The sequence below is a fragment of the Pseudomonas sp. MPDS genome (assembly GCF_013283895.1).
In the GTDB taxonomy this organism is placed as follows: Bacteria; Pseudomonadota; Gammaproteobacteria; order Pseudomonadales; family Pseudomonadaceae; genus Aquipseudomonas; species Aquipseudomonas rhizophila.
The window spans coordinates 3,027,821-3,053,979 of sequence record NZ_CP054128.1 but is presented as its reverse complement, the minus strand read 5'-3'; the positions used below and the strand labels follow the sequence as shown (position 1 = coordinate 3,053,979).

Below are 26,159 nucleotides of genomic sequence, written 5' to 3'. Positions count from 1 at the left end.
GTTTTGCCTCTAGGAAGATCGCCGTCTTCGGCGGCTCCTACCCCACGCAAAATAGGAAAACTCCACCGGCCTTGTAGGATTCTGCGACAGGCTGGCGGTTGGTGATCGGACGCTCACCACGTATGATCCCTGACAAACTCCCGCCGAATAGAAGCCTATGTCACTGATAGTTCTATTGCTTTTGCCCTTCATCGGCAGCTGTGTCGCGGCGCTGCTGCCGCATAACGCCCGTAACGCCGAATCCTTGCTGGCAGGCCTCGTGGCCTTGGTCGGCACCGTTCAGGTGGCTTTGCTGTACCCGCAGATCGCCGACGGCGGTGTGATTCGTGAGGAGTATTTCTGGCTACCGAGCCTGGGCCTGAATGTCGTGCTGCGCCTGGACGGTTTCGCCTGGCTGTTCGCGATGCTGGTGCTGGGCATCGGCACACTGGTGTCGCTGTATGCCCGCTACTACATGTCGCCGGACGATCCGGTACCGCGTTTCTTTGCGTTTTTCCTCGCCTTCATGGGCGCCATGCTTGGCCTGGTGATTTCCGGCAACCTGATCCAGATGGTGTTTTTCTGGGAACTGACCAGCCTGTTCTCATTCCTGCTGATCGGCTATTGGCATCACCGCGCCGATGCCCGACGCGGTGCCTACATGGCCTTGATGGTGACCGGGGCCGGCGGGCTGTGCCTGTTGGCCGGCGTGATGATCCTCGGCCATGTGGTGGGCAGCTATGACCTGGACAAGGTCCTGGCTGCCGGCAACCTGATCCGTGACCACGCTCTCTACCCCATCCTGCTGCCGTTGATCCTGATCGGCGCGTTGAGCAAAAGCGCGCAGTTCCCTTTCCACTTCTGGCTTCCCCATGCCATGGCCGCGCCCACTCCGGTATCGGCGTATCTGCATTCGGCCACCATGGTCAAGGCCGGCGTATTCCTGCTGGCGCGGTTGTGGCCGTCGCTGTCGGGCAGTGAACAATGGTTCTACATCGTCGGCGGCGCCGGGGCCTGTACGTTGTTGCTGGGCGCCTACTGCGCGATGTTTCAGAACGATCTCAAGGGCCTGCTGGCCTACTCCACCATCAGCCATCTGGGGTTGATCACCCTGCTGCTGGGCCTCAACAGTCCGCTGGCGGCGGTGGCGGCGGTGTTTCATATTCTTAACCACGCCACCTTCAAAGCCTCGCTGTTCATGGCCGCCGGGATCATCGACCACGAAAGCGGCACCCGCGATATTCGAAGGCTCAGCGGCCTGGTGCGGCTGATACCGTTCACCGCCACCCTGGCCATGGTCGCCAGCGCGGCGATGGCCGGAGTGCCGCTGCTCAACGGGTTCCTGTCCAAGGAAATGTTTTTCGCCGAAACCGTATTCATCTCCGCCACGGCCTGGGTAGAGCTGGCGCTACCCATCATTGCCACCATTGCCGGGACCTTCAGCGTCGCCTACTCCCTGCGCTTTACCGTGGACGTGTTCTTCGGCCCCCCGGCCACCGACCTGCCCCATACCCCCCATGAACCGCCACGCTGGATGCGAGCACCGGTGGAGTTGCTGGTGTTCGCCTGTCTGCTGGTGGGCATTTTCCCGGCCCAGGTGGTCGGCTCGTTGCTGGCCGCCGCCGCATTGCCGGTGGTGGGCGGCCCGTTGCCCGAGTACAGCCTGGCGATCTGGCATGGCCTGAACGCGCCGATGATCATGAGCCTGGTGGCGATGTCCGGCGGCATCGTGCTTTATCTGCTGCTGCGCAATCAGTTCAAACTGGGCCACATCAAGCATCCACCGTTCATCGGCCGATTCAGCGGCAAGCGGCTGTTCGAGCGCTGCTTGGTGCTGATGATGCGCCAGGGCCGACGGCTGGAGCGCAAGATCAGCACCCGGCGCCTGCAAGCGCAGCTGTTCTGGCTGGTGCTGGCCGCCGTACTGGCCGGGCTGATCCCGATGCTCAACAGCCCGCTGGTGTGGGGTGACCGGCCGAAGATCCCTGGCTCCATCGTATTCGTGACCCTGTGGCTGCTGGCAATTGCCTGCGCCCTGGGCGCGGCTTGGCAAGCCAAATATCACCGGCTCGCGGCCCTGACCATGGTCAGCGTCTGCGGCCTGATGACCTGCGTGACCTTCGTCTGGTTCTCGGCCCCCGATCTGGCCCTGACGCAACTGGCCGTGGAAGTGGTCACCACCGTGCTGATCCTGCTGGGCCTGCGCTGGTTGCCCCGGCGGATCGAGGATGCAGCGCCGCGACCCAACAGCGAACGACGCGCACGCATCCGTCGTCTGCGGGACTTGCTGCTGTCCATCGCCGTGGGTGGCGGCATGGCGCTGCTGTCCTACGCAATGCTGACCCGCCAGACACCCAACGATATTTCATCGTTTTACCTGAGCCGGGCCTTGCCCGAGGGCGGCGGCAGCAACGTGGTGAACGTGATGCTGGTGGATTTCCGTGGCTTCGACACCCTTGGCGAGGTCACGGTGCTGGTGGCGGTGGCCCTGGCGGTCTTCGCCCTGCTGCGACGTTTCCGGCCACCCAAGGAAAGCATGCAGCTACCGGCCCAACAGCGTCTGCTGGCACCCGACGTGGTCACCGACCTGGTCAACCCGCGCCACGCCAGTGATACCGCGCTGGGGTTCATGATGGTGCCGTCGGTGCTGGTGCGTTTGCTGCTGCCGATCTCCCTGGTGGTGTCGTTCTACCTGTTCATGCGCGGTCACAATCAACCCGGCGGCGGTTTTGTGGCCGGGCTGGTGATGTCGGTGGCGTTCATCCTGCAATACATGGTCGCCGGCACCCAATGGGTCGAAGCGCAGATGAGCCTGCGTCCGCTGCGCTGGATGGGCACGGGGCTGTTGTTCGCCACGGTCACGGGGCTTGGAGCGATGGCCGTGGGTTATCCATTCCTGACCACCCACACCTGGCATTTCGAGTTGCCGGTGCTGGGTGATATTCATTTGGCCAGCGCGCTGTTCTTCGACATCGGCGTCTACGCCGTGGTGGTCGGTTCGACCCTGTTGATTCTCACCGCCCTGGCTCACCAGTCGGTGCGGGCCCACAAGCCTGGCCTGCATCCAAAACCCATTGCACAACCGGTAGCGGGAGGCGCGGCCTGATGGAAGAAGTCATCGCAATAGCAATCGGCGTGCTGGCCGCCTCCGGGGTCTGGCTGGTGCTGCGACCACGGACGTTCCAAGTGGTCATGGGCCTGTGCCTGCTGTCCTATGGCGTCAATCTGTTCATCTTCAGCATGGGCAGCCTGTTCATCGGCAAGGAACCGATCATCAAGGACGGCATACCCCAGGACCTGCTGCATTACACCGACCCGCTGCCCCAGGCGCTGGTCCTCACTGCGATTGTGATCAGCTTCGCCATGACCGCGCTGTTCCTGGTGGTCCTGCTGGCCTCGCGGGGCTTGACCGGCACGGACCATGTGGACGGTCGGGAGCCCAAGGAATGATGTTGACGCCTCATTTGATCGCCGCGCCGATCCTGCTGCCGCTTTTGACCGCTGCGCTGATGCTCATGCTGGGCGAGAAGCATCGCCCGCTCAAAGCGCGGATCAATCTGTTTTCCAGCCTGCTGGGCCTGGGCATCGCCATGCTGTTGTTGCATTGGACCCAGGACCAGGCCCTGCCCGCCTCCATCGGCGTGTACCTGCCGGGCAACTGGCAGGCGCCGTTCGGCATCGTATTGGTGGTCGATCGTCTGTCGGCGTTGATGCTGGTGTTGACCGGCATCATCGGCGTCAGTGCCTTGCTGTTCGCCACAGCCCGCTGGGATCGCGCCGGCGCGAGTTTCCATGCGCTGTTCCAGATCCAGTTGATGGGCCTCTACGGGGCCTTCCTGACCGCGGATCTGTTCAATCTGTTTGTGTTCTTCGAGGTGCTGCTGGCAGCGTCGTACGGTTTGATGCTGCACGGCTCGGGCCGGGCGCGGGTGTCGTCGGGGTTGCACTACATTTCCATCAACCTGCTGGCCTCCTCGCTGTTCCTGATCGGCGCGGCGCTGATCTATGGCGTCACCGGCACGTTGAACATGGCAGACCTGGCGTTGAAGGTGCCCCTGGTGCCGGAAGCCGACCGGGGCTTGCTGCACGCTGGGGCAGGCATCCTGGCGGTGGCGTTCCTGGCCAAGGCCGGCATGTGGCCGCTGAACTTCTGGCTGGTGCCAGCCTACAGCGCGGCCAGTGCGCCGGTGGCGGCCCTGTTCGCGATCATGACCAAGGTGGGCGTCTACACGATCCTGCGCCTGTGGACGTTGCTGTTCTCCGGCCAGGCTGGTGCCTCGGCATATTTCGGCGGCGACTGGCTGATCTACGGCGGCATGGCGACGATCATCTGTGCCGCCATCGCCATTCTTGCGGCCCAGCGCCTGGAGCGCATGGCCAGCCTGAGTATCCTGGTGTCCGCCGGAATCCTGTTGTCGGCCATCGGCTTTGCCCAGCCAAACCTGGTGGGTGCGGCGCTGTTTTATCTGGTGAGCTCGACCCTGGCACTCTGTGCGTTGTTCTTGCTGGCCGAGCTGATCGAACGCTCGCGCTCGGCCAATGAACCGTCGCTGGAGGACGATCTCGATGTCCTGCCTCGGCCGCTGGAATCCTTGCAACCGCCCAAGGGCATCAACCTCGATGACGAACAGAAAGCCGTCATCGGGCAAGTCATTCCCTGGACCATGGCCTTCCTCGGCTTGAGCTTCATCGCCTGCACGCTGTTGGTGGTGGGCATGCCGCCACTTTCGGGGTTCATCGGCAAGCTGGGGCTCATGAGCGCATTGCTCAACCCTCAGGGGCTTGGGGACAGTGTGGAACCGGTGTCGAACCAGGCGTGGGGCTTGTTGGCGCTGTTGATCCTGTCGGGGCTGGCGTCGTTGATCGCTTTCTCGCGCCTGGGTATCCAGCGCTTCTGGACGCCGCAAGAACGACCGTCACCCTTGTTGCGACCTTCCGAGTGCCTGCCGATCATCGTGCTCCTGGGGTTGGGCATCGCGCTGACCTTCAAGGCCGAGCCACTGCTGCGCTACACCCAGGAGGCGGCCGCCGGGCTGAACACCCCCGAACATTATGTGATGTCGGTGCTCGCTACCCGCCCCGTCCCCGGCCCGAAAGCGGACAGCGCACTGACAGAGGTGCAACCATGAAACGTCTGTTTCCTGCTCCGTGGTTGTCCCTGGCACTCTGGTTGCTCTGGCTGCTGTTGAACCTGTCCCTCAGTGCAGGGCATCTGCTGCTGGGAGCGGCACTGGGCGTGCTGGCACCTTTAATGATGCGCCCGTTGCGCCCCAGGCCCATCCATATTCGGCGGCCCTGGGCAGTGCTGCGGTTGTTCCTGCTGGTGGGTCGCGAAGTGCTGGTGTCCAATCTGGCCGTGGCCTGGAGTGTGATCAACGCTGGACACCGCCCACCTCGCTCGCGGTTCATCAAGGTGCCGCTGGACCTGCACGATGCCAATGGCCTGGCGGCGCTGTCGATGATCACCACAGTGATTCCCGGTACGGTCTGGTCGGAACTGGCCCTGGATCGCAGCGTCCTGCTACTGCACGTGTTCGATCTGGAAGACGAAGCGGCATTCATTACGCACTTCAAGACCACCTTCGAGCGGCCGCTGATGGAGATTTTCGAATGAGCCCATTGCTGTCCAACGCGATCCTGTTGAGCCTGTTCCTGTTCTCCCTGACGATGGTGCTGACCTTGCTGCGTCTGTTCAAGGGACCGTCGGCGCAAGACCGGGTACTGGCCCTGGACTATCTGTACATCGTGGCGATGCTGATGATGCTGGTGCTGGGCATTCGTTACGCCAGTGACACCTATTTCGAGGCGGCGCTGATGATCGCCCTGTTCGGCTTTGTCGGCTCGTTCGCCCTGGCCAAGTTCCTGTTGCGCGGCGAGGTGATTGAATGAGCGGTGAACTGTCGATGTGGGTCGAAATTCCCGTGGCGATCCTGCTGGTGCTCAGCAGCCTGTTCGCCCTGGCCGGAGCGATCGGCCTGGTGCGTTTGAAGGATTATTTCCAGCGCATGCACCCGCCGGCCCTGGCTTCAACATTGGGCGCCTGGTGCGTGGCGCTGGCCTCGATCATCTATTTTTCAGCGCTCAAGTCCGCGCCGGTTCTGCATGCCTGGCTGATACCGATCCTGCTGTCCATCACGGTACCGGTGACCACCCTGTTGCTGGCCCGCGCCGCGTTGTTTCGCAAACGCATGGCCGGGGATGACGTACCGGCGGAAGTCAGCAGCCGCAGGACCGAGCACGGCGGCTGACCAATTCCTGCGGCGTGTCCGTGGCGGCATTGAAGGCAAAGACAGACATGCGCTGTGCGCCTTCACCTACGCATGCCGCCAGAATTTCACCCGATGCATCTTACGAAAATGTCCGGTTCGGAACCGAATCAAGGACATGCCGCCGTCGCGCTTCGCTGCGCTTTTTCAGCGTCAAGAAATCGAAATTTGACTCCATAAAGCCGTCTTCTATCGTTCCCCCCGAGACCGCACCCAGGGACCGGGTGGCCCGGACGCCCTTTGAGGGCGCGGTCGTCGATGTCACTACGATCAAGGAGCAACAAAATGTCTGGAGCGACCCAAACAATTGATGTGCTTGTCACGATTGATGCCGATTACCTGATCGCCCATCCTGGCGATGTCGGCGGCGCAGTGGCCATGCTGGTGAGCCGCGATGCGGTCGACAAGCAAGCCAGCGGCAACACCGGCGAAGGTGGCGACGAGTTGTGGATCGACGTGAACCCCGGCGACAACATCCGCTGGCGCGCAACGACCCTGTCGCGCAACTTCGACCGCGTCGCACTGATCACCAACGTCCAGCAAGGCAATCCTCACCAGGGCGGTGATTACCCAGGTTCCATGTCGACCCCGATCTCCTACAACATCCCGAATATCCCGGTGCCGTACCTGGACAAGGGCGCCCCCCACGGCATCGCCAAAACTGACGTGACCTACACCTTCTGGCAGTCCACGGCCCTGAACGCAGGAAAACTCTGGTACACCGTTACCTTCGTTCTGCTGGACCGGAACCTGAACCAGATTGGTCCGAACTACAGCTGGGACCCCTACATCACTGTCAACTGACAGATCCCTGAGTTGACCACAGCCCTGATCGGTTTTGTCATACGTCTTCGACGATGAACCGGCCAGGGCTGTGCCCGTTCCCGCCATCGCAGGCCCCGCTAGACCGCCCCCTCTGTCGTTTCCGTCAGTGCCGCCAGCACCAAAGGATGCAGTACTGCGCCTGGATGCTCGGTTTGCCAAGCACTCAACTGGCGACGCATGGCCGGCGTCCAGAAGTTCTTCATGTGTTGGCGCACGCCGTTCACCGCCTGTGCGTGATCCGGTTCACTGGCGAAGTACTGCGCGATCTGGTTGGCCATCTTGATCAGGCTTTCGGAACTCATCGCCGCACCTCGGCTTTCTCGGCATGGCGACGCTCTCTGAGCAGACGTCCCTGTTCATCACTGAAGGCCTGGTAGCGCTTCTGCCATTCGGAAGGCTGGCTGACCCGCACGATCTCGACCGCCGTCACTTTGTATTCCGGGCAGTTGGTGGCCCAGTCGGAGTTGTCGGTGGTGATGACGTTGGCGCCCGATTCGGGGAAGTGGAAGGTGGTGTAGACCACCCCTGGCGCCACCCGCTCGGTGACTTTCGCACGCAGCACGGTCTGCCCGGCGCGACTGCCGATACCGACCCAGTCGCCCTCGACGATACCGCGGTTTTCGGCGTCAGTCGGATGAATTTCCAGCCGGTCTTCCTCGTGCCAGGCCACGTTGTCGGTGCGTCGGGTCTGGGCGCCGACGTTGTACTGGCTAAGGATCCGCCCGGTGGTCAGTAGCAACGGATAACGGCTGTTGACCTTCTCCTCGGTGGGTACATAGCCGGTGAGCATGAAGCGTCCCTTGCCACGCACGAACTGCTCGATGTGCATGGTCGGCGTGCCGTCGGGCGCGGCGTCGTTACACGGCCATTGCAGGCTGCCGTGACGATCCAGTTCGGCGTAGCTGACGCGGCTGAAGGTGGGGGTCAGGCGAGCGATCTCGTCCATGATCTGCGAAGGATGGTTGTAGTGCATCTTGTAGCCCAAGGCATCGGCCAGGGCCACGGTGGCTTCCCAGTCGGCCTTACCGGCCAGCGGTTCCATCACCTTGCGCACGCGGGAAATGCGGCGCTCGGCGTTGGTGAAGGTGCCGTCCTTCTCAAGGAACGAGCTGCCCGGCAGGAACACATGGGCGAACTTGGCCGTCTCGTTGAGGAAGATATCCTGCACCACCACGCATTCCATGGCCGACAGGGCCGCGGTCACGTGCTGGGTGTTCGGGTCGCTCTGGGCGATATCCTCGCCCTGGCAGTAAAGCGCCTTGAAGGTCCCGTCCAGGGCCGCTTCGAACATATTGGGAATGCGCAGCCCCGGATCGGGTTGCAGGGTCACGTTCCAGGCCTGTTCGAACTGGGCGCGTACCGTTTCGTTGGAAATGTGCCGATAGCCGGGCAGCTCGTGGGGGAAAGAACCCATGTCGCAGGAACCCTGGACGTTGTTCTGCCCGCGCAGCGGATTCACCCCAACCCCTTCACGGCCAATATTGCCGGTGACCATGGCCAGGTTGGCGATACCCATCACCGAGGTGCTGCCCTGACTGTGTTCGGTGACACCGAGGCCGTAGTAGATAGCGGCATTGTCAACGCTGGCGTACAGCCGCGCGGCGGCGCGGATCTGCTCGGCGGGCACGCCACACACCGGTCCGAGGACTTCGGGCGAGTTTTCCGGCTGGCTGACGAAGTCGCGCCACCGGGCGAAGTCCGCCGCCTCGCAGCGCTCCTCGACAAAAGGCTGGTTGACCAGCCCCTCAGTGACAATCACATGGGCCAGCGCATTGAGCATGGCCACGTTGGTCCCCGGACGCAGTTGCAAGTGCAGTTCGGCACGGGCATGGGGGGAGTCCACCAGATCGATACGACGCGGGTCGATGACGATCAGCCGTGCGCCCTGGCGCAAGCGACGCTTGAGCTGGGAGCCGAACACCGGGTGAGCGTCGGTGGGGTTGGCACCCATCACCAGGATCACGTCGGCCTTCATCACCGAGTCGAAATTCTGGGTGCCGGCGGATTCGCCCAAGGTCTGCTTGAGGCCATAACCGGTGGGCGAATGGCAGACCCGGGCGCACGTGTCGACGTTGTTGTTGCCGAAAGCGGTGCGCACCAGTTTCTGCACCAGGTAGGTTTCTTCGTTGGTGCAGCGGCTGGAGGTGATGCCACCGATGGAGTCGCGCCCGTATTTGAGCTGGATACGCCGTAATTCGCTGGCCGCGTAGTTGACCGCCTCTTCCCAGCTGACTTCCTGCCACGGGTCGCTGATGTGCTTGCGGATCATCGGTTTGGTGATGCGGTCTGGGTGGGTGGCGTAACCCCAGGCGAAACGGCCCTTGACGCAGGAGTGCCCATGGTTGGCCTGGCCGTTCTTGTCCGGGACCATGCGCACCAGTTGCTCGCCTTTCATTTCGGCGCGGAAGGAGCAGCCTACACCGCAATAGGCACAGGTGGTGATGACGCTGCGCTCCGGCTGGCCGATCTCCACAACGCTCTTGTCGATCAGGGTCGCCGTCGGGCAGGCCTGGACACAGGCGCCGCAGGAGACGCATTCGGAGTCGAGGAAGTTGTCACCGCCGGCCGCCGCCACGCGGGAATCGAAGCCGCGTCCGGTGATGGTCAGGGCAAACGTGCCCTGGATTTCCTCACAGGCGCGCACACAACGGTTACAGACGATGCATTTGCTCGGGTCATACTCGAAATAAGGGTTGGAGACGTCCTTGGCTTCGGCCAGGTGATTGGCACCCTCGTAGCCGTAGCGCACCTCGCGCAGGCCCACCTGCCCCGCCACCGTCTGCAATTCACAGTTGCCGTTGGCGGCGCACGTCAGGCAGTCCAGCGGGTGATCGGAAATGTACATTTCCATCACGTTGCGCCGCAGATCGGCCAGTCTGGACGTTTGGGTGCGCACCACCATGCCTTGTGTCACCGGCGTGGTGCAGGAGGCCGGGTAGCCACGCATACCGTCGATCTCCACCAGGCACATGCGGCAGGAGCCGAAGGCTTCCAGGCTGTCGGTGGCGCAGAGTTTTGGAATGGTGGTGCCGAGCATGGCCGCCGCGCGCATCACCGAGGTGCCAGAGGCGACGCTGATTTCGCGGCCATCAATGGTCAGGCTGACCTGCACGTCGCTTTCACGTGCCGGGGTGCCAAGGTCGATATCGCTGCTTGGGTCGAAGATATTGATCATTGGTCGGCCTCCGTGGTCGCCAGACCGAAGTCGGCGGGAAAATGCTTGAGGGCGCTGCCGACGGGAAAGGAAGTCATCCCACCCAGGGCGCAGAGCGAGCCGTACTGCATGGTGTCGCAAAGGTCTTGCAGCAGCCGTGCCTGCTCCTGGCGCGCAGCGGCATCGGTGCTGGCGATCAAGCGGTCCACCACTTCCACGCCACGGGTGGAACCGATCCGGCACGGCGTGCACTTGCCGCAGGATTCCTCGGCGCAGAACTGCAAGGCAAAACGGGCCATCCGGGCCATGTCCAGGCTGTCGTCGGCAACCACCACACCACCGTGGCCGAGCATGGCGCCCATGGCGGCGAATGCCTCGTAGTCCAGCGGCGTGTCGAACTGCGAAGGCGGCACCCAGGCACCCAACGGCCCGCCCACTTGCGCGGCCTTGAGCGGCCGACCACTGGCGGTACCGCCCCCATAACCTTCCACCAGCTCACGCAGGCTCAAACCGAAGGCGCGCTCTACCAGGCCGCCGTGACGGATGTTGCCCGCCAGTTGAAAAGGCATCGTGCCCAAGGAACGGCCCATGCCGAAATCACGGTAAAACTGTGCGCCCTTCTCCAGGATCACGGGCACCGAGGCCAGGGTCAGCACGTTGTGGACCAGTGTCGGCAGCCCGAACAAACCTTGCAGCGCCGGCAATGGCGGTTTGGCGCGAACGGTGCCGCGCTTGCCCTCCAGCGATTCCAGCAAGGCGGTTTCCTCACCACAGATGTAGGCCCCCGCGCCCACCCGGACTTCCAGCTCGAACGCGCGCCCGCTGCCGCCCACGTTCGTCCCCAGATAACCCGCCTGGCGAGCGATGCCCAGGGCGGCATTGAGGGTAGCTACCGCGTCCGGGTACTCCGAACGCACGTAGATGTAGCCCATGGTCGCGCCGACCGCGATACCCGCGATAATCATGCCTTCGATCAAAAGGAACGGATCGCCTTCCATCAGCATACGGTCGGCAAACGTGCCGGAGTCGCCCTCATCGGCGTTACACACCACATACTTCTGTGCGCCTACCGCGTCGCGAACGGTGCGCCACTTGATGCCCGCCGGGAACGCCGCGCCACCGCGGCCACGCAGGCCGGAATCGAGCACGCTGGCGACCACGTCGGCGCCGTCCATCTGGATCGCCCGCGCAAGCCCAAGAAAGCCACCTTGGGCACGGTAATCGTCCAGGGACAGCGGTTGAGTGATGCCGGCACGCGCAAACAGCAGACGCTGCTGGCTTTTGAGGTACGGAATTTCCTCGACCAGCCCCAAGGCCAACGGATGACTGGCGGGATCTCCCGCCAGGGCATCGAGCAGGCTCGGCACGTCTTGCGGCGTGATCGGGCCAAAGCCCAGCCGGCCCTCGGCGGTTTCAAGCTCCAGCATTGGCTCCAACCAATAGAGCCCACGGGAGCTGGTGCGGCGCAGTTCAAGCGGCAGTTGTCGACGCTCGGCCTCACTCACCAGCGCCACGGCAACCTTGTCCGCCCCCACGGCGCGGGCCACTGAATCACGGGGGATACAGAGCTTCAGCATGCGCCCTCCTCCAGACAGCCCTTCACCAGCTCGCGCAAGCGTTCGGGGGTTAACCGTGCATGCAGCTCGCCGTCCAGTTCCAGAGCAGGTGAACAGACGCAGGCACCCAGGCAATAGACGGGACGCAGGCTGATGCTGCCATCGGCACTGGTGCCATGGTCATCCAGCGCCAATTGCTCACGCAACTGCGCAGCCAGGCCCTCGGCCCCCATGCTCTGGCAGGACTCGGCCCGGCACAGACGCAGCGTGTGGCGCGCCGGCGGCGAGGTACGGAAGTCGTGGTAGAAGCTGATTACGCCGCGCACTTCAGCCTGGCTGAGGTTCAAGGCATGGGCAATCTCCGGGACGGCGGCGTCGGGAACGTACCCGCAGCCTTCCTGGATGGCGTGGAGAATCGGCAGCAAGGCACCGGGAGTGTCCTTTTCGCGCTGCAACACGCTATGAATCAGAGGCAGGTGAAGCGTCTCATCAGGCATAAACGTACCTCGGCATCTCGAACGATACCGCCGCAACGCGACGACCGTCCGGAGTCTTGGCTGCGGTGCCGGGCCACGTCACGGACGCGTGGCTGATCCAGTCACCATTCTCGCTCTCCGGCCAAGTGTCTAGGCGCACCAGGTCCGGGGCATCGTTACAGCTTGCCACTCCCGGGGGGCGGCGATTGCACACAGACGACTTAACGTGTCCTGAAAGCGACTTGAGCCGGGAGGCGGTCAGCCCTCATAGCTTAATTCACTATTGGGTATTGGCCAGTCGATGCTACCGGTGGTGGTTTTTGGGGGGCTACATATCCTTGCGCTTAGGCGAGTTGCTCGAAAGTTGTCTTGTCGAGGTGAAAATACTTATGACTCGCGGTATTTCAATGGATGAGCTCCTGAGCGGTGGCTGCCAATTGACGACCAACCCGATCCTTTAACGTGTCGATGAAGCGGGTGATTTTTGCATCGACAAACTGTCGTGAGTTGTAGATGGCATAGACGTTGCGCTCATACGTATGGAAGTCAGGCAGAACCCGCACCAGCTTCCCGGAGCGCAAATCCTCGACGGCCGTAAACCCGGCCAGCAACCCAATTCCAGCCCCCTCCCGAATAGCCACCGCCATCGCATCCATATCGTTCACGCTGAAACTTGGCCCGGCAGGGACAAATGTCGCGTCGCCCGCCTTGCTCTTCAGTTGCCACTCATCCCTGACATAGTCCACGGTGCCCAGCAGCAGACACTGGTGATCATCGAGATCCTTCGGCGTCACGGGCGGCGCATGTCGAGCCAGATAGTCTGGTGACGCCACCAGAACGCAATGGCTGACACCGATCTTTTGGCTGACATACGCCGAATCAGGCAGCGTTCGGGCAATCAGAATCGAGACATCGAGCTGGTCTTCAAGCAGGTTAGGCATGCGCTGGGAAAGCAATAGATCCACAGTGACATCCGGAAAATGTTTGCGGTATTCCAGCACGGCTCCCGTGACCAGATGCCGAGCCAGTCCGGGTACACAATGCACACGGAGTGTTCCCCTGGGCTGCAAGGCCGCGTTGCTTGCTTCGGCTTCCGCACTCTCAAGATCAGCCAGAATTTTCGTGCACCGCTCATAGAACCGCCGCCCCGCATCAGTGACCGACAGGCGCCGGGTCGAGCGTTGCAACAGACGCGCATCGAGCACGTTTTCGAGCGCAGAAACAGCACGCGATACGTTACCTACTGTGGAGTCCAGATGATTTGCCACGGCAGTGAAACTGCCCATCTCGACAACCTTTATGTAGACCGACATGTTCGAAAGCTTATCCATTGCGACCTTCCTTCAGATCTGACGCATACCCGTGAAAACACGCATTTTTCCATGATGCTACACGCTCGGCCCGATGCTCGATATTACCTCTGCTGACAACAATGATTCCCTCTGGGCCGACTAAATCAACGGTGTCGCCTTCCATAGACTTGGTTGCACAGGCCGCCTCAACAGGCCTGCGGCACAGCCACTCAGGCGCCGAGCGTCATACCAAACCCTGACAACCAAATGAAGGCCACATCATGAACACTCCCTACGACCCGCTTTATCTTTTCATCGGTGGTGAATGGATCAGTGACCAAGGGCGCGACACTGCTGCTGTCGTTAACCCGGCAACCGGACGGATGATCGGGCGCGTCCCCCTCGCCACCGCAGGTGACCTTGATAACGCCCTTGAGGTGGCTCGACTGAGCTTCGAACAATGGCGCCAGACCGTACCTGACAAACGCGCAAAAATCCTCAAGCGGGCCGCCGACCTGATCATTGAACGAGCACCGCACATCGCCGCGCAAATGACACTGGAAGAAGGCAAGCCGCTGGGTGAAAGCATGGATGAAGTGATACGTGCGGCGGAATACTTCGAGTGGTTCGCCGAGAGTGCCCGGCGTATTGATGGCCGCGTGGTACCGGCCAACCGTCCTGGCGTACTGCAACTGGTCAAACGCCAGGCCATCGGCCCAGTGGCAGCGTTCACACCCTGGAACTTCCCGGCCATTACTCCAGCCCGCAAGCTCTCGGCAGCCTTGGCCGCCGGGTGCAGCGTTATCCTCAAGCCAGGTGAAGAAAGTCCTTCCACAGCGCTGGCCCTGGCTCGTGCGCTCGACGACGCAGGCTTGCCCAAAGGGGTGCTGCAGGTGGTCTTCGGCGTACCGGATCAAGTGTCCAGCCATCTGATCGCCTCACCGATCATTCGCAAAGTCACCTTTACCGGCTCAGTGCCCATCGGTCGCCTGCTATCTGCCCGAGCTGCCGAAGGCGTTAAGCCCATCACCCTTGAGTTGGGTGGGCACGGCCCCGTGCTCGTATTCGCAGATGCAGATATTGAAAAGGCTGCAACCGAAGGTGTCGCGAATCGGTTTCGCGGGACCGGACAGGTGTGCATTTCATCCACTCGTTTTCTGATCCAGCGCGGTGCCTATCAAGCTTTTGTCGATCATTTTGTCGCTGCAACCAAAGCCCTGAGAATCGGTGATGGCCTGCATCCAGACACTCAAGTGGGCCCTTTGGCCAACCCAAGGCAATTGGCAAAGATGGAAGAACTGGTGGCCGATGCCGTCGAGAAAGGTGCTCGGGTATTGATCGGGGGCGAAGCGTTGTCACGTGAAGGCTTCTTCTTCCAGCCCACCGTTCTGGCGGATGTGCCGCTGAACGCCCGAGTCATGCACGAAGAACCCTTTGGCCCGATCGCAGTACTGATGCCGTTCGATGAATTGGCGGATGGACTGAAAGAAGCGAACCGCCTGCCCTACGGGCTCTCAGCGTACGCATTCACATCCAGTGCGCGAACCGCCATTGACGTCGCTGACGGATTGGAGGCCGGAATGATTGGGATCAACCAATACCGCATCGTCGCCACCGAGCTTCCGTTCGGCGGCATGAAAGAAAGCGGTCATGGCTCGGAAGGCGGCATTGAAGGCATCGAGCACTATCTGACCCACAAATTCATCAGCCAGGTTTAAGGGTAATTCCCATGTCCAAGATCAATTTCAGCAGTCCCCGCGAAGCGGCGCGCGCATTCACGCCCAAGTTGTCGCAGTTCGTCGACTCAACGCTTTATCCGCAGATCTGGAGCGATCCGGCATTGTCTCCCCGCGACCGCAGCCTGATCACCGTGGCCGCATTGATCGCCGGGGGCCACTCGGAAGAATTGCCCGCTCATTTACGCCGGGCGGTGGGCAATGGCGTTAACCATGACGAAATTGCAGCGGCGATCACGCACCTGGCTTTCTACGTGGGATTCCCTGGCGCCATTACCGCGTCTGCTATCGCCAACGCCACGTTTACCGAATCGGAGAACAACCAAGCATGAAAGCCATCAACATCAGAGAATTTGGTGCCGCAGACGTTCTGGAACTCGCAGAGGTTGCCACTCCTGAAGTGCGTCCTACCGACCTGCTAGTGCGTGTCTATGCCGCGGGGGTAAACCGTGCGGATCTGACTCATCGAACGGGTGGCTATGGCCATCCTAATTTCGGCGACTCCCTGATCATCGGGCTGGAGATCGCCGGAGAGGTGATCGATGCAGGCAGTGAGGTGATCGGATTTGAGGTGGGTGATCGAGTGATGGGCGTTGTTGGAGGCGGCGCCTATGCCGAACTGGCTCGAATCGACTACCGCATGGCCATGCACATCCCTGCCCAACTGGACTATGTGCACGCGGCAGCAATTCCGGAGGTCTTCGTCACCGCCCATGAAGCGATGATGCATCTGGCTCGGCTCAAGGCCAGCGACTCGGTGCTGATTCACGCTGCTGCTGGAGGCGTTGGGTCTGCCGCCGTGCAGCTGGCTTACGCCACAGGCGCCACGGTGTATGCGACAACTGAAGGCAGCAAGTTGTCTCGCGTCGAACACTTGGGGGCAGATGTCGCGATTGACTATAAGACACAGGACTTCGCCGAAGTCATTGCCGATAAAACCAACGGTCGAGGCGTCGATATCGTCATCGACTTCGTCGGCGAGCCCTACTTCGCACGCAACGTCGCGTCCCTTGCGCATGGCGGCCGCCTGATTCAGGTTGGCATCCTCGGCGGTGGCGGCAAAGTAACTATAGAGCTGGAGCATATCCTCTACCGTCACTTGCAAATCATTGGCACGGTCATGAAGTCCCGCACGCAGCCGGAGAAGCACGACATGATCAGGCGCTTCCGTGAGCATTGGCTTGATCGCTTCGATGGCGCTGCAAGCCTCGAGCCTGTCGTTGACAGCACGTTCCCGTTATCACGTGCCGCCGATGCACATCGCCGGATGGAATCTTGCAAGAACGTCGGGAAAATCATTTTGACCATGCAGCCTGAAGACTTGGTTTGAGTCTGGCGTCTTGCGATAGAACTGAAACGGTGCCCCTGGTGGGCACCCTTCAGGATGAAAAAACCATCTTCACAGGACTAGGCCCGTTGTTCCATGGCTTCTCAGGTACTACGGTCGTATTCGCCTTCTCAGTAACTCGGATAACAGCATCGGCATCCCGGACTCCTGATTACCCGGCTCATTTCCTGGCCCATAGGTTTCCCCTGTTGTCGCTGCCGCCCACTGCTTCATGCCCTCTGGCAGCGGCGCCCCTTTTGTTCGTCGTTGCTTTAACGGTATGTTTAAGTCCTCAACTCGAGGACGACCTATGGCCATCCACGCACCCACCGTCACGCAAAAACACTTGGCAGTGTTAATCGACGCCGACAACGCCGCGGCGGCAATTGTTGAAGGTTTATTCGAAGAAATCGCCAAGTATGGTGTCGCCAACGTCAAGCGGATCTATGGCGACTGGACTGGCCCTCAGTTGGGCGGATGGAAAAAGGTGCTGCTCGACCATTCGATTCAGCCTATTCAACAGTTCGCGTATACCAAAGGTAAGAACGCAACAGACAGTGCGTTGATCATCGACGCAATGGACCTGCTATACACCCGCCGCTTCGACGGTTTCTGCCTGGTCTCGAGCGACAGTGACTTCACCCGGCTCGCATCGCGGTTACGAGAAGAAGGTTTGACGGTCTACGGGTTTGGTGAAGAAAAAACCCCGAGACCGTTCGTGTCGGCCTGCGACAAGTTTATCTATACCGAATTGTTGCGCGGTGAAGCGCTTGTTGCTGCAAGCAATGGACATGATCGCCCCGAACCCGAGCCACTCGCCGAAATTGAGACCGTCAATGTCGCCAGTACGCCCGAGGCGAAAAAACTACCCAAGGCACCCGTAAGTTTTATTGCAAAGATATTGGATGACATTGCCGACGAGGATGGCTGGGTTCACCTGGGTGCGCTAGGCACCAACATCAGCAAATTGAGACCTGAATTCGACCCTCGCACCCATGGTTACAAAAAGCTCAGTGAACTGATCAAGGGGTATCCGGATACGTTTGAACTGCAAGCTAGAGGAACGTCCGGAGTGGGTGGTTCAATTCTCTATGCCCGGCATCGACAGCCCGGTTTGTAGCCCCCAAAACCAATGACCGCTCTTGGCCCAGAGTGTGTGGAAACGCCGTCATTGGAGAAATTTTACCAAGCGATGATCTATTGCCGGTCGCCAGGACTAGATCGATTCCAAAGGGACGAAAATGACATTGACTGTCGAAAGGTTGGTCAGGATAGCAATGGCCAATCCAATAAATGCGGAAATCACCTCACGCCTACCTTCACTCGGTTTGAATCAATGCATGCTCACTGCAGGCTGCCTGTTCCAAGCCGTCTGGAATCATCAGTCACAGCTGCCACCAGCCTGGGGAGTGAAGGATTACGACGTTTTTTACTTCGACAGTGATCTGTCCTGGGACGCTGAGAATGAGGTCATCAACTCAGCTCAGCGTCTCTTCCAAGACCTTGAAGTGAACGTTGAGATCAAGAATCAGGCTCGCGTTCACCTGTGGTACCGCCAGCGGTTTGGAGCGGACTATCCCCAGCTTCAGTCGGCTAAAGACGGAGTTGATCGCTACCTGGTTTCGGGTACCTGCATTGGTTTGGATATAGAAACTGGCGAAGTTTATGCCCCCAACGGCCTGACCGACACCGAGCAAGGGTTCCTTCGCATCAACCCAAAGAATCCCAAGCCGGATCTGTTCGATCAGAAGGCGAAAAGTTATCAGGCTCGCTGGCCTTGGCTCAGGATCGTGGAAACACAAAGTTGAATCGGAGCGCTTGGCGTATCCCGGCCAAGCAAAAGGCGCATACCCTCTCACCTTCCCAGCGTGAGACATATCGATATTGATGACTTTACTGGCTGCCCAAGCAGTCATTCAAGGCGTCTACAAATAGCGGGGTCGATTCAGCTGGATGCGTTTTTGATTTCAACCCTTTGCGCGGGACCATAGATTACTTATTGAACATTTCGTAAAAAAGCGTAACATTGCCGCCCATGATACTCGAACAGCTCAAAGCCCTGGGCAATGACACTCGCATGCAAATGATGGAGTGGCTCAAAGACCCACTCAGTAATTTCCCCCCACAGGATCATGGCGATCCTGCGATAGGCGTGTGCGTCACCCATTTGCAGCACAAGGCGGGGCTTTCACCTTCTACTGCGTCTGCACATTTAGCTATCTTGCAACGTGCAGGCTTCGTGCTGACCACCCGCATCGGAAAATGGACTTACTACCGGCGCAATGAGCAGGCGATTAATGACTTTGCGGCTAGGCTGATCATCGAATTGTAATTTTTAAACATTCATTTCGTTATTTCGCGTAATGAGAAAACATGAGGGAACCCCTATGAGCAGCAAAACTATCTTCGTTGAACCCGGTGGCGGCTATGAAAAGGTTGTGGTTGGCAGCAGCGAAGTCCGAGCCGCAGCGCGTGGCGAAATCACCGTACGTCTTCATGCAAACTCGCTCAACTACCACGACTTCGCGGTGGTCAGCGGTATGTGGGGCCCTAGCGAAAAACGCATCCCCATGGCCGATGGTGCAGGTGAAGTCATTGCTGTCGGCCCAGATGTCACTGAATTCAAGGTAGGTGACTCGGTCGTCAGCACCTTCTTCCCGGAATGGATCAACGGTACGCCACTGGTTGAAGGCTTTGTCAGCGTGCCAGGTGATGGCATTGACGGCTACGCTCGTGAGCAAGTAACGGCCAACGCCACATCGTTCACCCTCGCGCCTATTGGCTACAGCCATGCTGAAGCGTCGACGCTTACCACCGCTGGCCTGACTGCATGGCGCGCCCTGATGGCCGATGACTCACTCAAGCCGGGCGACACCGTGCTCGTCCAAGGCACTGGTGGCGTTTCAATTTTCGCCCTGCAGTTCGCTAAAATGGCCGGCGCTACCGTTATTGCGACCTCTTCAAGCGACGAAAAACTTGAACGTCTGAAAGCGCTAGGCGCTGATCATGTGATCAATTACCGCAAAGACCTCAACTGGGGCGAAACTGCACGCGCGCTAACGGGTGGCCGTGGTGTTGACCACATCATCGAAGTCGGCGGCCCTGCGACGCTTGAGCAATCGATGAGTGCAATTCGGGTTGCTGGTCACATCTCCGTCATCGGCATATTGAGTGGCGTAAGCGGTGCAATGAATTTTGTACCGGCACTGATCAAGCAAGTGCGTCTGCAGGGTGTATTGGTGGGTAGCCGCAGCCAGCAGCAGGACATGATCCGAGCCATCAATGCTAATGGCATGCGCCCGATTATTGATCGTCATTTCCCTATGAGCGAGATTGTCGAAGCGTTCAAGTATCAGGAAACCAACCAGCATTTCGGCAAAATTTGCCTGGATATCTAAGCACGCATGCATGGGCATGATCCGTATGCCTATCTCAAAGATCTGCTGCCACGGCTGCCGACGCAGCGGACGAGAGAGATTGGCCCCTTGCTGCCTGTCACAACCGGCAGCAAGGGGTCCAGGCTGTGTGAAAACACCGCCGAGCAGTTCAAGACCTGCGGTTTAAAACAGTATGAGTCGATAGTGGACTTTCACGACCGGCAGTCTGCATCGCCCCAAAGTGAGTAAACGCTTTTGCCACCCCTTGCCATGATTTCTGAGGATTTCATCGCAAGGATTGCCCATGAAGCGGTCTATCCATCAGATTAATTCTTGAGCTCGTCTTGGTTGTCGCTGATCCAGAATATGAACCATCAGACAGGCATACAGCGTCACGAGAATGAACAATCCCATGCGTACGGCAAACGCCGTGTAGACGTCCTTGCCCGCAATACTGTCTTGAACCGACTGGCCCAGCAGAATAATCAGGGTGATCAGGCTGTTGAGCCAGAACCCTGGGCTTAACCGTGTAGGGCTTATCCCATATAGCTTGCGCGCCAGCACGAGGCCGAACAGCAGCATCCAAAGGAAGAACATCCATAGGTGTACAAAGAGACTCAGTGCACACCAGAACAACACCGCCAGCAGGCCTCCCAACAAGGTCGAGCCAATCAATTCTCGAGCGGCATTACGCGACGTCGTTGTGGAGCTCTGCTGACCCAGGCTGACCGCTTTCAAGACAATGGGCAGGTAAGTGGCCGGATCAATCAGGGCCACCAGAAACGCTGGTAATACAATCAGCGCTGCCCGTAGCGCAACCCTGTCGACGTCTTCCGCCCGCAAGGCCGGGGCCGCAGGTGGTGACGGAGTATTGGCTGACTCGGGAAACAGCCAATGACTTATCGCCAGCACGATGACAGCGAGGATCAAGCCTTTAACCAATGCACCGATGATCATCATCGCCAAGTCAAAATCGACGAAGCCAGCTGAGGAGATCATGGTCAGGCCAATCACCAGAAACGTGACGATCAGGTTATTGCCGCCACGCAGACCCAATCGAAAAACCAGGAACAGGCTCACGCCAACCAGGAGAACGCCGCTGAACGGGTAGTAGCGCAGGATTGGGATAAGCAATAGGCCTACACCGGTGGTCAACATCGCGACCAGGGCCAGTGTCAGTCCAGCCTTGAGTTGCAACGGACGATTGAGGGTGGAAATCAAAAGTACCGCAAGCACGGGCGCGATAAAGGGAATCGGCAAGGCTACGCCGAAGCTGACCGCAAGGCACAGCGCGGTGCCTGTAGCCAGGCGCAACGCCCGCTGAGTCCTCGGCGTCCGCTTAGTAGACATAAGACAGCCAACTCATCAGCCTCAGAAATATGCGGCCCAGTGGATTCAGCGGGTTGCCTTGAGCGGGGAATGCCATGACCTCGGCTTGGCCACCGGCACGTATCGCGCGAGTGTCACGCAGCCTGGCCATTGAATCCTCGGAAAATTCGATGATCACCGGAAAACGCTGTGCCGGACGAAGCCAGTCCCGGCTGTTCTGCACAGTTGGCAATGTACCGGGCGCTGTCGTCGGACCCACGCTGACGCCGTAGCCGACACTGCGTACACGCCCGTCGAACACTTCGCCTGGCAATGCATCCAGGACGATCGCCACCGGTGTCTGGGGCTTGACCAGACCGAGGTTGTTTTCGGTCATGTCTGCGCTGATCCACACATCATGGATGGCGATCAGGGTCATGACTGGGCTGCCGATGGCTGCGAACTGCCCCGCGTCGGTGCGTAGGTCGGTGATCAAACCTGCCGAACGTGCGCGAATCTGTGTATTAGCCAGGTCGAGTTCAGCTTTCGACAACGCGGTGGCGGCGCTGCGCAGCAAAGCGTTGTTTTCCGCACTGCCACCTTCTTGCTCGCGCGCGCGCTGGACCTCGGCACGGGCGGCGGCGACCTGGCTGAGCGCTTGTTGGTAGTTGGCGCGAGATACTTCGAGCAAGCGTACGGAAATGGTGCCTGGGTCTTCGCGGTACAAACCCTCGAGCCGCTGGTTGTCCTGCCGCGCCTTGAGTTCATTCGCCTGGGCCGCTCGCAAATTGGCTTGTGCCGCGGCTATGCCAGCGGTGCTGGCACCGATCTGTCGACGGGTGGACTCAAGATCTGCATGCGCACGGTCGACGGCAATCTGATATGGCTGAGGATCCACTTCGAACAGCACGTCTCCCGCCTTGACGTCCTGATTGTTACGCACGTTGACGCGGATGACTCGACCAGCCACTTCCGCAGCCACCGGTATCACAAAAGCACCGACTCGAGCCTGTTGCGTATAAGGCGTGAAGCGGTCCGCCAACAAGTACCAGACCAGACTCAGTGTGATCAAGATCAGTACCCACTTGATGCCTTTTGAGCCGGATTCAACTGGCGGTTCTGGCGCCTCGGGGGAAGAGGCATCGGTGGAAGACTGCGCGGCTTCACTCATGATTGTTGACCTTTTTCGGTTCCGCTGCTGAAGGCTCATCCAGCAAGTTGCCCCAGTCCGTGCGCCCTTCCATTTGCTGGCGGGTGGCCGGGGCGACTTTCGGTTGGACGCTGTACCAACCGCCGCCCAACGCTTTGTATAGGGCAATCACATTGCTGACGGCATTGCTTCGGCTGACCAGGTAATTGTCCTGTTGCTCCAGCAGTGCGCGTTGCGAGTCGAGCACCCGCTGGAAGTCCGAGTACCCTTCCCGATACAGGGCGTTGGCCAGCACCAGTGATCGCTTGGCGGCGACTTCGGCCTCACGCAGGATTGCTTCGCGCTCCAGGGACTTGATCAGTCCATTGGCTGCGTCATCTGCCTCGCGTGCCGCTTGGCGCACTTTTTCGCGGTACCCTTCGATCAGTTGCTGCAACCGCGCATCCTGGACGCGCACGTTATTACTGATCTGGCCATGGTCGAACAGATTCCAGCGCAGACTCGGGCCACCGATCAGGTCCAGACTCCTGGGGGTGCCATTGAGCGTATCAGTCGTCCAAACGATGCTGCCCAGCAAGGTCAGCGACGGATAGAAATCGGTTTCGGCCACGCCGATCAGGGCCGACTGGGCCGCGACATTGAGTTCAGCGGCACGCACGTCGGGCCTGCGCAGCAGCAGGTTGGCCGGTACATCCTGCAGCACGGTACGGTCCACCAGCGGAATCCATCCTTCATTTTCGACCAGTTGCGGCAGAGCGCCGGGCGGCCGTCCAATCAGTACCGCCAACGAATTACGGGTGCGTAAAACCTGATCCTCGAAGTTGGGGATGGTACTGAGGGTGCCCAGGTATTGGGTTCTGGCTTGTTGCAGGTCCAGCTCTGCATTCTGGCCGCTCTTGAACAGCTTCTCGGTTATCTCGAAGTTACGCTTTTGCTGTTTGGCGTTTTCCTTGGCCACGCGCAAACGTGCTTCGGTGGTACGCAGCGAAAAGTAAGTACTGGCCAGTTGGGCGCGTAGCAGAACCAGCCCGTCTTCGAAATTGGCCTGGGCGGCGAAGTAACTGGCATCGGATGATTCAATGGCGCGACTGAATCGCCCCCAGAAGTCCAGTTCCCAACCAATGTCGAACCCCGCACTGTATTGCCAGAAATGACTGTTTTGCGGACTACTTCCGCCGGATTGCTGACGGTTGAAGTACAGACTGTCGGCGCTGGCTTGCTGCAGTTGGGGGTAACGCCCGCTTTGGGCAATACCCAACTGGGCCCGCGCCTCAATCACCCGCAGACCGGCAACTTTAAGGTCTGAATTGTTGGCATCCGCCTCGGCAATCAGACGATTGAGAACCGGATCGCCGAAAACTTGCCACCATTGACGAAAGTCCGGGGCCCGGCTGCGTTGGCTGACTTGCTCAAGGGCAGGAGTAGTCCAGTGTCCTGGCCACGCCTCCCTCGGTGACTGAAAGTCTGGCCCCAGGCGCACGCAGCCGCTCAAGCCGAGCACTCCAAACACTAGCAGTTGGCCCGATCGCGTCAGATGCATGCGTTTTTTCCAGTCAAGGAAGATTACAGGAGCATAGACGCCCTGATCGCCCGCAGACTGCTAAGCTCTTCAAGCATCGTTACATTTGATAAGACCCGTCAAAAAGGTACGGCAGCCATGAACTCCCCCCATACCGCTAAATGGCGCTTCAAACTGGGTATAGCCATCATTTGTCTGATGCTAGGCTCCTGGCTGATGGTGCCGGTCGCGGCGGCGCTCGATGTGCCTGGATCGAAGATCGCAGCGCTGACTGGGGTCCTGTTTATCAGCAACAAAGTCCTGCTGATTCTCGTCATCGCCGTCATGGGCAAGGCCGGCTTCCAGCAGTTGAAGAGCAGCTTGGTCGGTTACGTGTCCGGGCTTGTGCCTTCCATGAAGGACGAAGTTGGCCCGGTTCGTCATCGAATCGGCATCGTGATGTTCTGCTTGCCGTTGATCTCCTCATTCCTCGAGCCTTACGTCGATGCCTTCTGGCCAGGTCTCAGACCGAACCTCTGGCAGGCCCAATTGCTGGGTGACGTCATGCTGATTGGCAGCTTTTTTGTACTCGGGGGGAATTTCTGGGAGAAGGTGCACGCGTTATTTGTGCGAACTGCACGTGTCTCGGACTCAAGTGCGACGTGAGTCGACGATAGAAACGACAAATGAACATGAATGGGCGCAGGGCTTTCAAGTCAATTACGAATCCGGACTCACCGAAGGGCCGCTGGGGTTGAGTATCGATGCGATAGGCCTGCTGAAGGTAAAGCTTGTCTCTAGCCGGCCCGCCACCGTTGTACCCCTATAAATCAGTGATTGTCGTCCCTGCAATCGTCTCGGCGAAACCGACACCCAACATCCGCCCCGGGGTTTCAAAGCCTGCTCGCCGCTCACCGTCCAGCACCCGCCGCGCAGCCTCCACGGCCGCCAGGGGGGTGTAGGTGTAGCCGTTGACGGTCTCGATCATTGAACGCGCTACCGTGCCGTCAGCCCCTGTGACTTCTGCCACGGCGCGGGCGCGGTTGGCCTCACGTTGCGCAGCGCTTGGGCCGTCGGGAAGTTGTGACAGGTCGCCTTCGGGAAAGGCATCACCGGTGATATTCACGAACATGGCGATATTCGGGACTGCGGTGGAATGCCACCCGGTGATCAGATCACCGAAGGACAGCGGTGCGCACAGTGCCGGGCCATCGCCAAAATCGAAATGCCGGGGCTGCGCATCGGGGGTTGCAACCAGCAATCCGTCCACCCGCGCCAAGAGCCCTGCGCCGATAATCTCGCTGACGCTCAAAGCCGATCCCCGGGACATGGAACCTGCGACCTGCAGCGCCACCTCCAGCGACTGCGGATTCTGTACACGGCGAGCGACATGCATGGCCAGACAGTCTGTCGGCACCACGTCCCAGCCGACGCCGGGCAGCAACATGACACCCGCTTGGGCGGCCTGTGTGCCAAGCTGTTCGGCCTGCCGATAGACGTTGATCTCGGCGGTGATGTCCAGGTAGTCGACCCCAGCCTTGATGCAGGTCTGCATCAGGGCGTGCGCTGTCTGTGCAAAAGGCCCGGCGAAGTTCAGCAGCACGCTGATGCCTTCCAGGGATTGTGCTGCGTGTATATCCGGGCTGAACACTCGGTACGTGACGTTCAGTTGAGCAGCCAGAGCCTGCAACCTTTCGCCATTGCGTCCGGCGATGACAAATTCCAGCCCCAACGCTTTGGCATGCTCGGCAGCCATGCGCCCGGTGTAGCCCGTCGCGCCGTAGATCATTAATTTTTTCATTGATTGTGCTGCCAGTTCTTGTAGACGAATTCGAGGCTGTAGCCATCCGGGTCAAGGACATTGGCTGCGTAGTAATCGGGGTCGTAATGCAGACGTGCGCCGGGGGCGCCGTTGTCGCGGCCGCCACTGGCCATGGCCTCCGCATACGCCGCGTTGACCTCGGCCTTGCTGCTCGCCACGAAACCAACATGAACGGCTCTACCCTCGACCACGCCCTCGCGCAACCAGAAGAACATCCGCCCATTGGCGCCGAAGCCCTTGAGATCCGGGTGGCCTGGCAGTCCGTCCTTGCCGTCGTAATCAAGTCGCGCGGTAATGCCCAGCGGGGTCAGTGTCGCGGTGTAGAAACGGATGGAACGCTCAATGTCGCTGACTGAGATAAAAATATGATCAAGCATGCGCTAGCCTCGCTAT

26 protein-coding genes and 1 pseudogene are annotated in these 26,159 nt (G+C 59.9%); 17 read left to right on the top strand and 10 right to left on the bottom strand.

The features are described 5' to 3' along the window. Positions 1-157 precede the first annotated feature (157 nt). The 7 genes from HQ912_RS13465 (at position 158) to HQ912_RS13435 (ending at position 7,049) form a co-directional block, all read left to right on the top strand. On the top strand, positions 158-3,085 hold the full coding sequence (locus tag HQ912_RS13465) for a monovalent cation/H+ antiporter subunit A (protein WP_173406896.1): 2,928 nt from the start codon (positions 158-160) through the stop codon (positions 3,083-3,085). Further along, a complete protein-coding gene (locus tag HQ912_RS13460; RefSeq protein WP_047225720.1) occupies positions 3,085-3,429 on the top strand; it encodes a Na+/H+ antiporter subunit C in 345 nt (114 codons plus the stop codon). The genes HQ912_RS13465 and HQ912_RS13460 overlap by 1 nt, the downstream gene beginning before the upstream one ends. Continuing rightward, positions 3,426-5,108: a monovalent cation/H+ antiporter subunit D gene (locus HQ912_RS13455; protein WP_160892222.1), complete on the top strand. Its 1,683-nt coding sequence runs from the start codon at positions 3,426-3,428 to the stop codon at positions 5,106-5,108. Before HQ912_RS13460 ends, HQ912_RS13455 begins: the two co-directional genes overlap by 4 nt. Further along, complete coding sequence (locus HQ912_RS13450; protein ID WP_139049914.1) at positions 5,105-5,593, top strand: Na+/H+ antiporter subunit E; 489 nt, start codon at positions 5,105-5,107, stop codon at positions 5,591-5,593. The genes HQ912_RS13455 and HQ912_RS13450 overlap by 4 nt, the downstream gene beginning before the upstream one ends. Continuing rightward, positions 5,590-5,868, top strand: a complete 279-nt coding sequence (locus HQ912_RS13445) for a K+/H+ antiporter subunit F (RefSeq protein WP_047225717.1) — start codon at positions 5,590-5,592, stop codon at positions 5,866-5,868. The genes HQ912_RS13450 and HQ912_RS13445 overlap by 4 nt, the downstream gene beginning before the upstream one ends. After that, positions 5,865-6,227 (top strand): Na+/H+ antiporter subunit G, encoded by a 363-nt coding sequence (locus HQ912_RS13440; protein WP_047225716.1) that lies wholly within the window; start codon positions 5,865-5,867, stop codon positions 6,225-6,227. The genes HQ912_RS13445 and HQ912_RS13440 overlap by 4 nt, the downstream gene beginning before the upstream one ends. A 303-nt stretch (positions 6,228-6,530) precedes the next feature. Continuing rightward, positions 6,531-7,049 (top strand): AidA/PixA family protein, encoded by a 519-nt coding sequence (locus HQ912_RS13435; protein ID WP_047225715.1) that lies wholly within the window; start codon positions 6,531-6,533, stop codon positions 7,047-7,049. A gap of 98 nt (positions 7,050-7,147) precedes the next feature. Here HQ912_RS13435 and HQ912_RS13430 read toward each other — a convergent pair whose 3' ends face one another. The 5 genes from HQ912_RS13430 to HQ912_RS13410 all read right to left on the bottom strand — a co-directional run bounded on the left by HQ912_RS13430 (position 7,148) and on the right by HQ912_RS13410 (position 13,587). Then, positions 7,148-7,372: a formate dehydrogenase subunit delta gene (locus tag HQ912_RS13430; protein WP_076384381.1), complete on the bottom strand. Its 225-nt coding sequence runs from the start codon at positions 7,370-7,372 to the stop codon at positions 7,148-7,150. Beyond that, entirely contained in the window at positions 7,369-10,245 is a 2,877-nt protein-coding gene (gene fdhF, locus HQ912_RS13425; protein ID WP_076384379.1) for a formate dehydrogenase subunit alpha, read from the bottom strand. Before fdhF ends, HQ912_RS13430 begins: the two co-directional genes overlap by 4 nt. Then, the gene (locus HQ912_RS13420; protein WP_173406895.1) at positions 10,242-11,801 is read right to left on the bottom strand and encodes an NADH-quinone oxidoreductase subunit NuoF; all 1,560 of its coding nucleotides are present in this window, start codon (positions 11,799-11,801) and stop codon (positions 10,242-10,244) included. Before HQ912_RS13420 ends, fdhF begins: the two co-directional genes overlap by 4 nt. Next, entirely contained in the window at positions 11,795-12,277 is a 483-nt protein-coding gene (locus HQ912_RS13415; RefSeq protein WP_047225711.1) for a formate dehydrogenase subunit gamma, read from the bottom strand. The genes HQ912_RS13420 and HQ912_RS13415 overlap by 7 nt, the downstream gene beginning before the upstream one ends. Before the next feature lie 383 nt (positions 12,278-12,660). Further along, positions 12,661-13,587, bottom strand: coding sequence for a LysR family transcriptional regulator (locus HQ912_RS13410; protein WP_047225710.1), 927 nt, complete (start codon positions 13,585-13,587; stop codon positions 12,661-12,663). A 242-nt stretch (positions 13,588-13,829) separates the two neighbouring features. Between HQ912_RS13410 and HQ912_RS13405 the strand changes: the two genes are divergently transcribed. From HQ912_RS13405 to HQ912_RS13370, 8 genes and pseudogenes are all read left to right on the top strand, one after another. Continuing rightward, positions 13,830-15,266, top strand: a complete 1,437-nt coding sequence (locus HQ912_RS13405) for an NAD-dependent succinate-semialdehyde dehydrogenase (RefSeq protein ID WP_047225709.1) — start codon at positions 13,830-13,832, stop codon at positions 15,264-15,266. A gap of 11 nt (positions 15,267-15,277) precedes the next feature. Beyond that, positions 15,278-15,616, top strand: coding sequence for a carboxymuconolactone decarboxylase family protein (locus HQ912_RS13400; protein ID WP_047225708.1), 339 nt, complete (start codon positions 15,278-15,280; stop codon positions 15,614-15,616). Continuing rightward, positions 15,613-16,614, top strand: a complete 1,002-nt coding sequence (locus HQ912_RS13395) for an NAD(P)H-quinone oxidoreductase (RefSeq protein ID WP_160892220.1) — start codon at positions 15,613-15,615, stop codon at positions 16,612-16,614. The genes HQ912_RS13400 and HQ912_RS13395 overlap by 4 nt, the downstream gene beginning before the upstream one ends. A 307-nt stretch (positions 16,615-16,921) precedes the next feature. Beyond that, on the top strand, positions 16,922-17,731 hold the full coding sequence (locus tag HQ912_RS13390) for an NYN domain-containing protein (protein ID WP_107322332.1): 810 nt from the start codon (positions 16,922-16,924) through the stop codon (positions 17,729-17,731). Between the two features lie 157 nt (positions 17,732-17,888). Continuing rightward, positions 17,889-18,419, top strand: a complete 531-nt coding sequence (locus HQ912_RS13385) for a nucleotidyltransferase family protein (protein WP_256676789.1) — start codon at positions 17,889-17,891, stop codon at positions 18,417-18,419. Between the two features lie 227 nt (positions 18,420-18,646). Beyond that, the gene (locus HQ912_RS13380) at positions 18,647-18,943 is read left to right on the top strand and encodes an ArsR/SmtB family transcription factor (RefSeq protein ID WP_047225704.1); all 297 of its coding nucleotides are present in this window, start codon (positions 18,647-18,649) and stop codon (positions 18,941-18,943) included. A 55-nt stretch (positions 18,944-18,998) separates the two neighbouring features. After that, entirely contained in the window at positions 18,999-20,009 is a 1,011-nt protein-coding gene (locus tag HQ912_RS13375; RefSeq protein WP_047225703.1) for a zinc-dependent alcohol dehydrogenase family protein, read from the top strand. After that, positions 20,010-20,105 (top strand): annotated as a pseudogene (locus HQ912_RS13370) (transposase domain-containing protein); the annotation flags it as partial. Between the two features lie 204 nt (positions 20,106-20,309). Here HQ912_RS13370 and HQ912_RS13365 read toward each other — a convergent pair. The 3 genes from HQ912_RS13365 to HQ912_RS13355 are packed head-to-tail and all read right to left on the bottom strand — an operon-like array spanning position 20,310 to position 23,986. Next, the gene (locus HQ912_RS13365; RefSeq protein WP_160892218.1) at positions 20,310-21,338 is read right to left on the bottom strand and encodes a DUF2955 domain-containing protein; all 1,029 of its coding nucleotides are present in this window, start codon (positions 21,336-21,338) and stop codon (positions 20,310-20,312) included. Next, positions 21,328-22,467: an HlyD family secretion protein gene (locus HQ912_RS13360; RefSeq protein WP_107322329.1), complete on the bottom strand. Its 1,140-nt coding sequence runs from the start codon at positions 22,465-22,467 to the stop codon at positions 21,328-21,330. The genes HQ912_RS13365 and HQ912_RS13360 overlap by 11 nt, the downstream gene beginning before the upstream one ends. Continuing rightward, on the bottom strand, positions 22,460-23,986 hold the full coding sequence (locus HQ912_RS13355) for a TolC family protein (RefSeq protein ID WP_047225699.1): 1,527 nt from the start codon (positions 23,984-23,986) through the stop codon (positions 22,460-22,462). Before HQ912_RS13355 ends, HQ912_RS13360 begins: the two co-directional genes overlap by 8 nt. A 117-nt stretch (positions 23,987-24,103) precedes the next feature. Between HQ912_RS13355 and HQ912_RS13350 the strand changes: the two genes are divergently transcribed. Next, on the top strand, positions 24,104-24,610 hold the full coding sequence (locus HQ912_RS13350; protein ID WP_047225698.1) for a transporter suffix domain-containing protein: 507 nt from the start codon (positions 24,104-24,106) through the stop codon (positions 24,608-24,610). Further along, positions 24,585-24,773, top strand: a complete 189-nt coding sequence (locus tag HQ912_RS13345) for an OprD family outer membrane porin (protein ID WP_409936842.1) — start codon at positions 24,585-24,587, stop codon at positions 24,771-24,773. The genes HQ912_RS13350 and HQ912_RS13345 overlap by 26 nt, the downstream gene beginning before the upstream one ends. On the opposite strand, the gene HQ912_RS13340 is transcribed toward HQ912_RS13345, so the two are convergent. Further along, positions 24,768-25,745: a trans-acting enoyl reductase family protein gene (locus tag HQ912_RS13340; protein ID WP_173406893.1), complete on the bottom strand. Its 978-nt coding sequence runs from the start codon at positions 25,743-25,745 to the stop codon at positions 24,768-24,770. The two genes, HQ912_RS13345 and HQ912_RS13340, sit on opposite strands and share 6 nt — an antisense overlap. Further along, positions 25,742-26,143 (bottom strand): VOC family protein, encoded by a 402-nt coding sequence (locus HQ912_RS13335; protein ID WP_047225693.1) that lies wholly within the window; start codon positions 26,141-26,143, stop codon positions 25,742-25,744. Before HQ912_RS13335 ends, HQ912_RS13340 begins: the two co-directional genes overlap by 4 nt. Positions 26,144-26,159 lie beyond the last annotated feature (16 nt).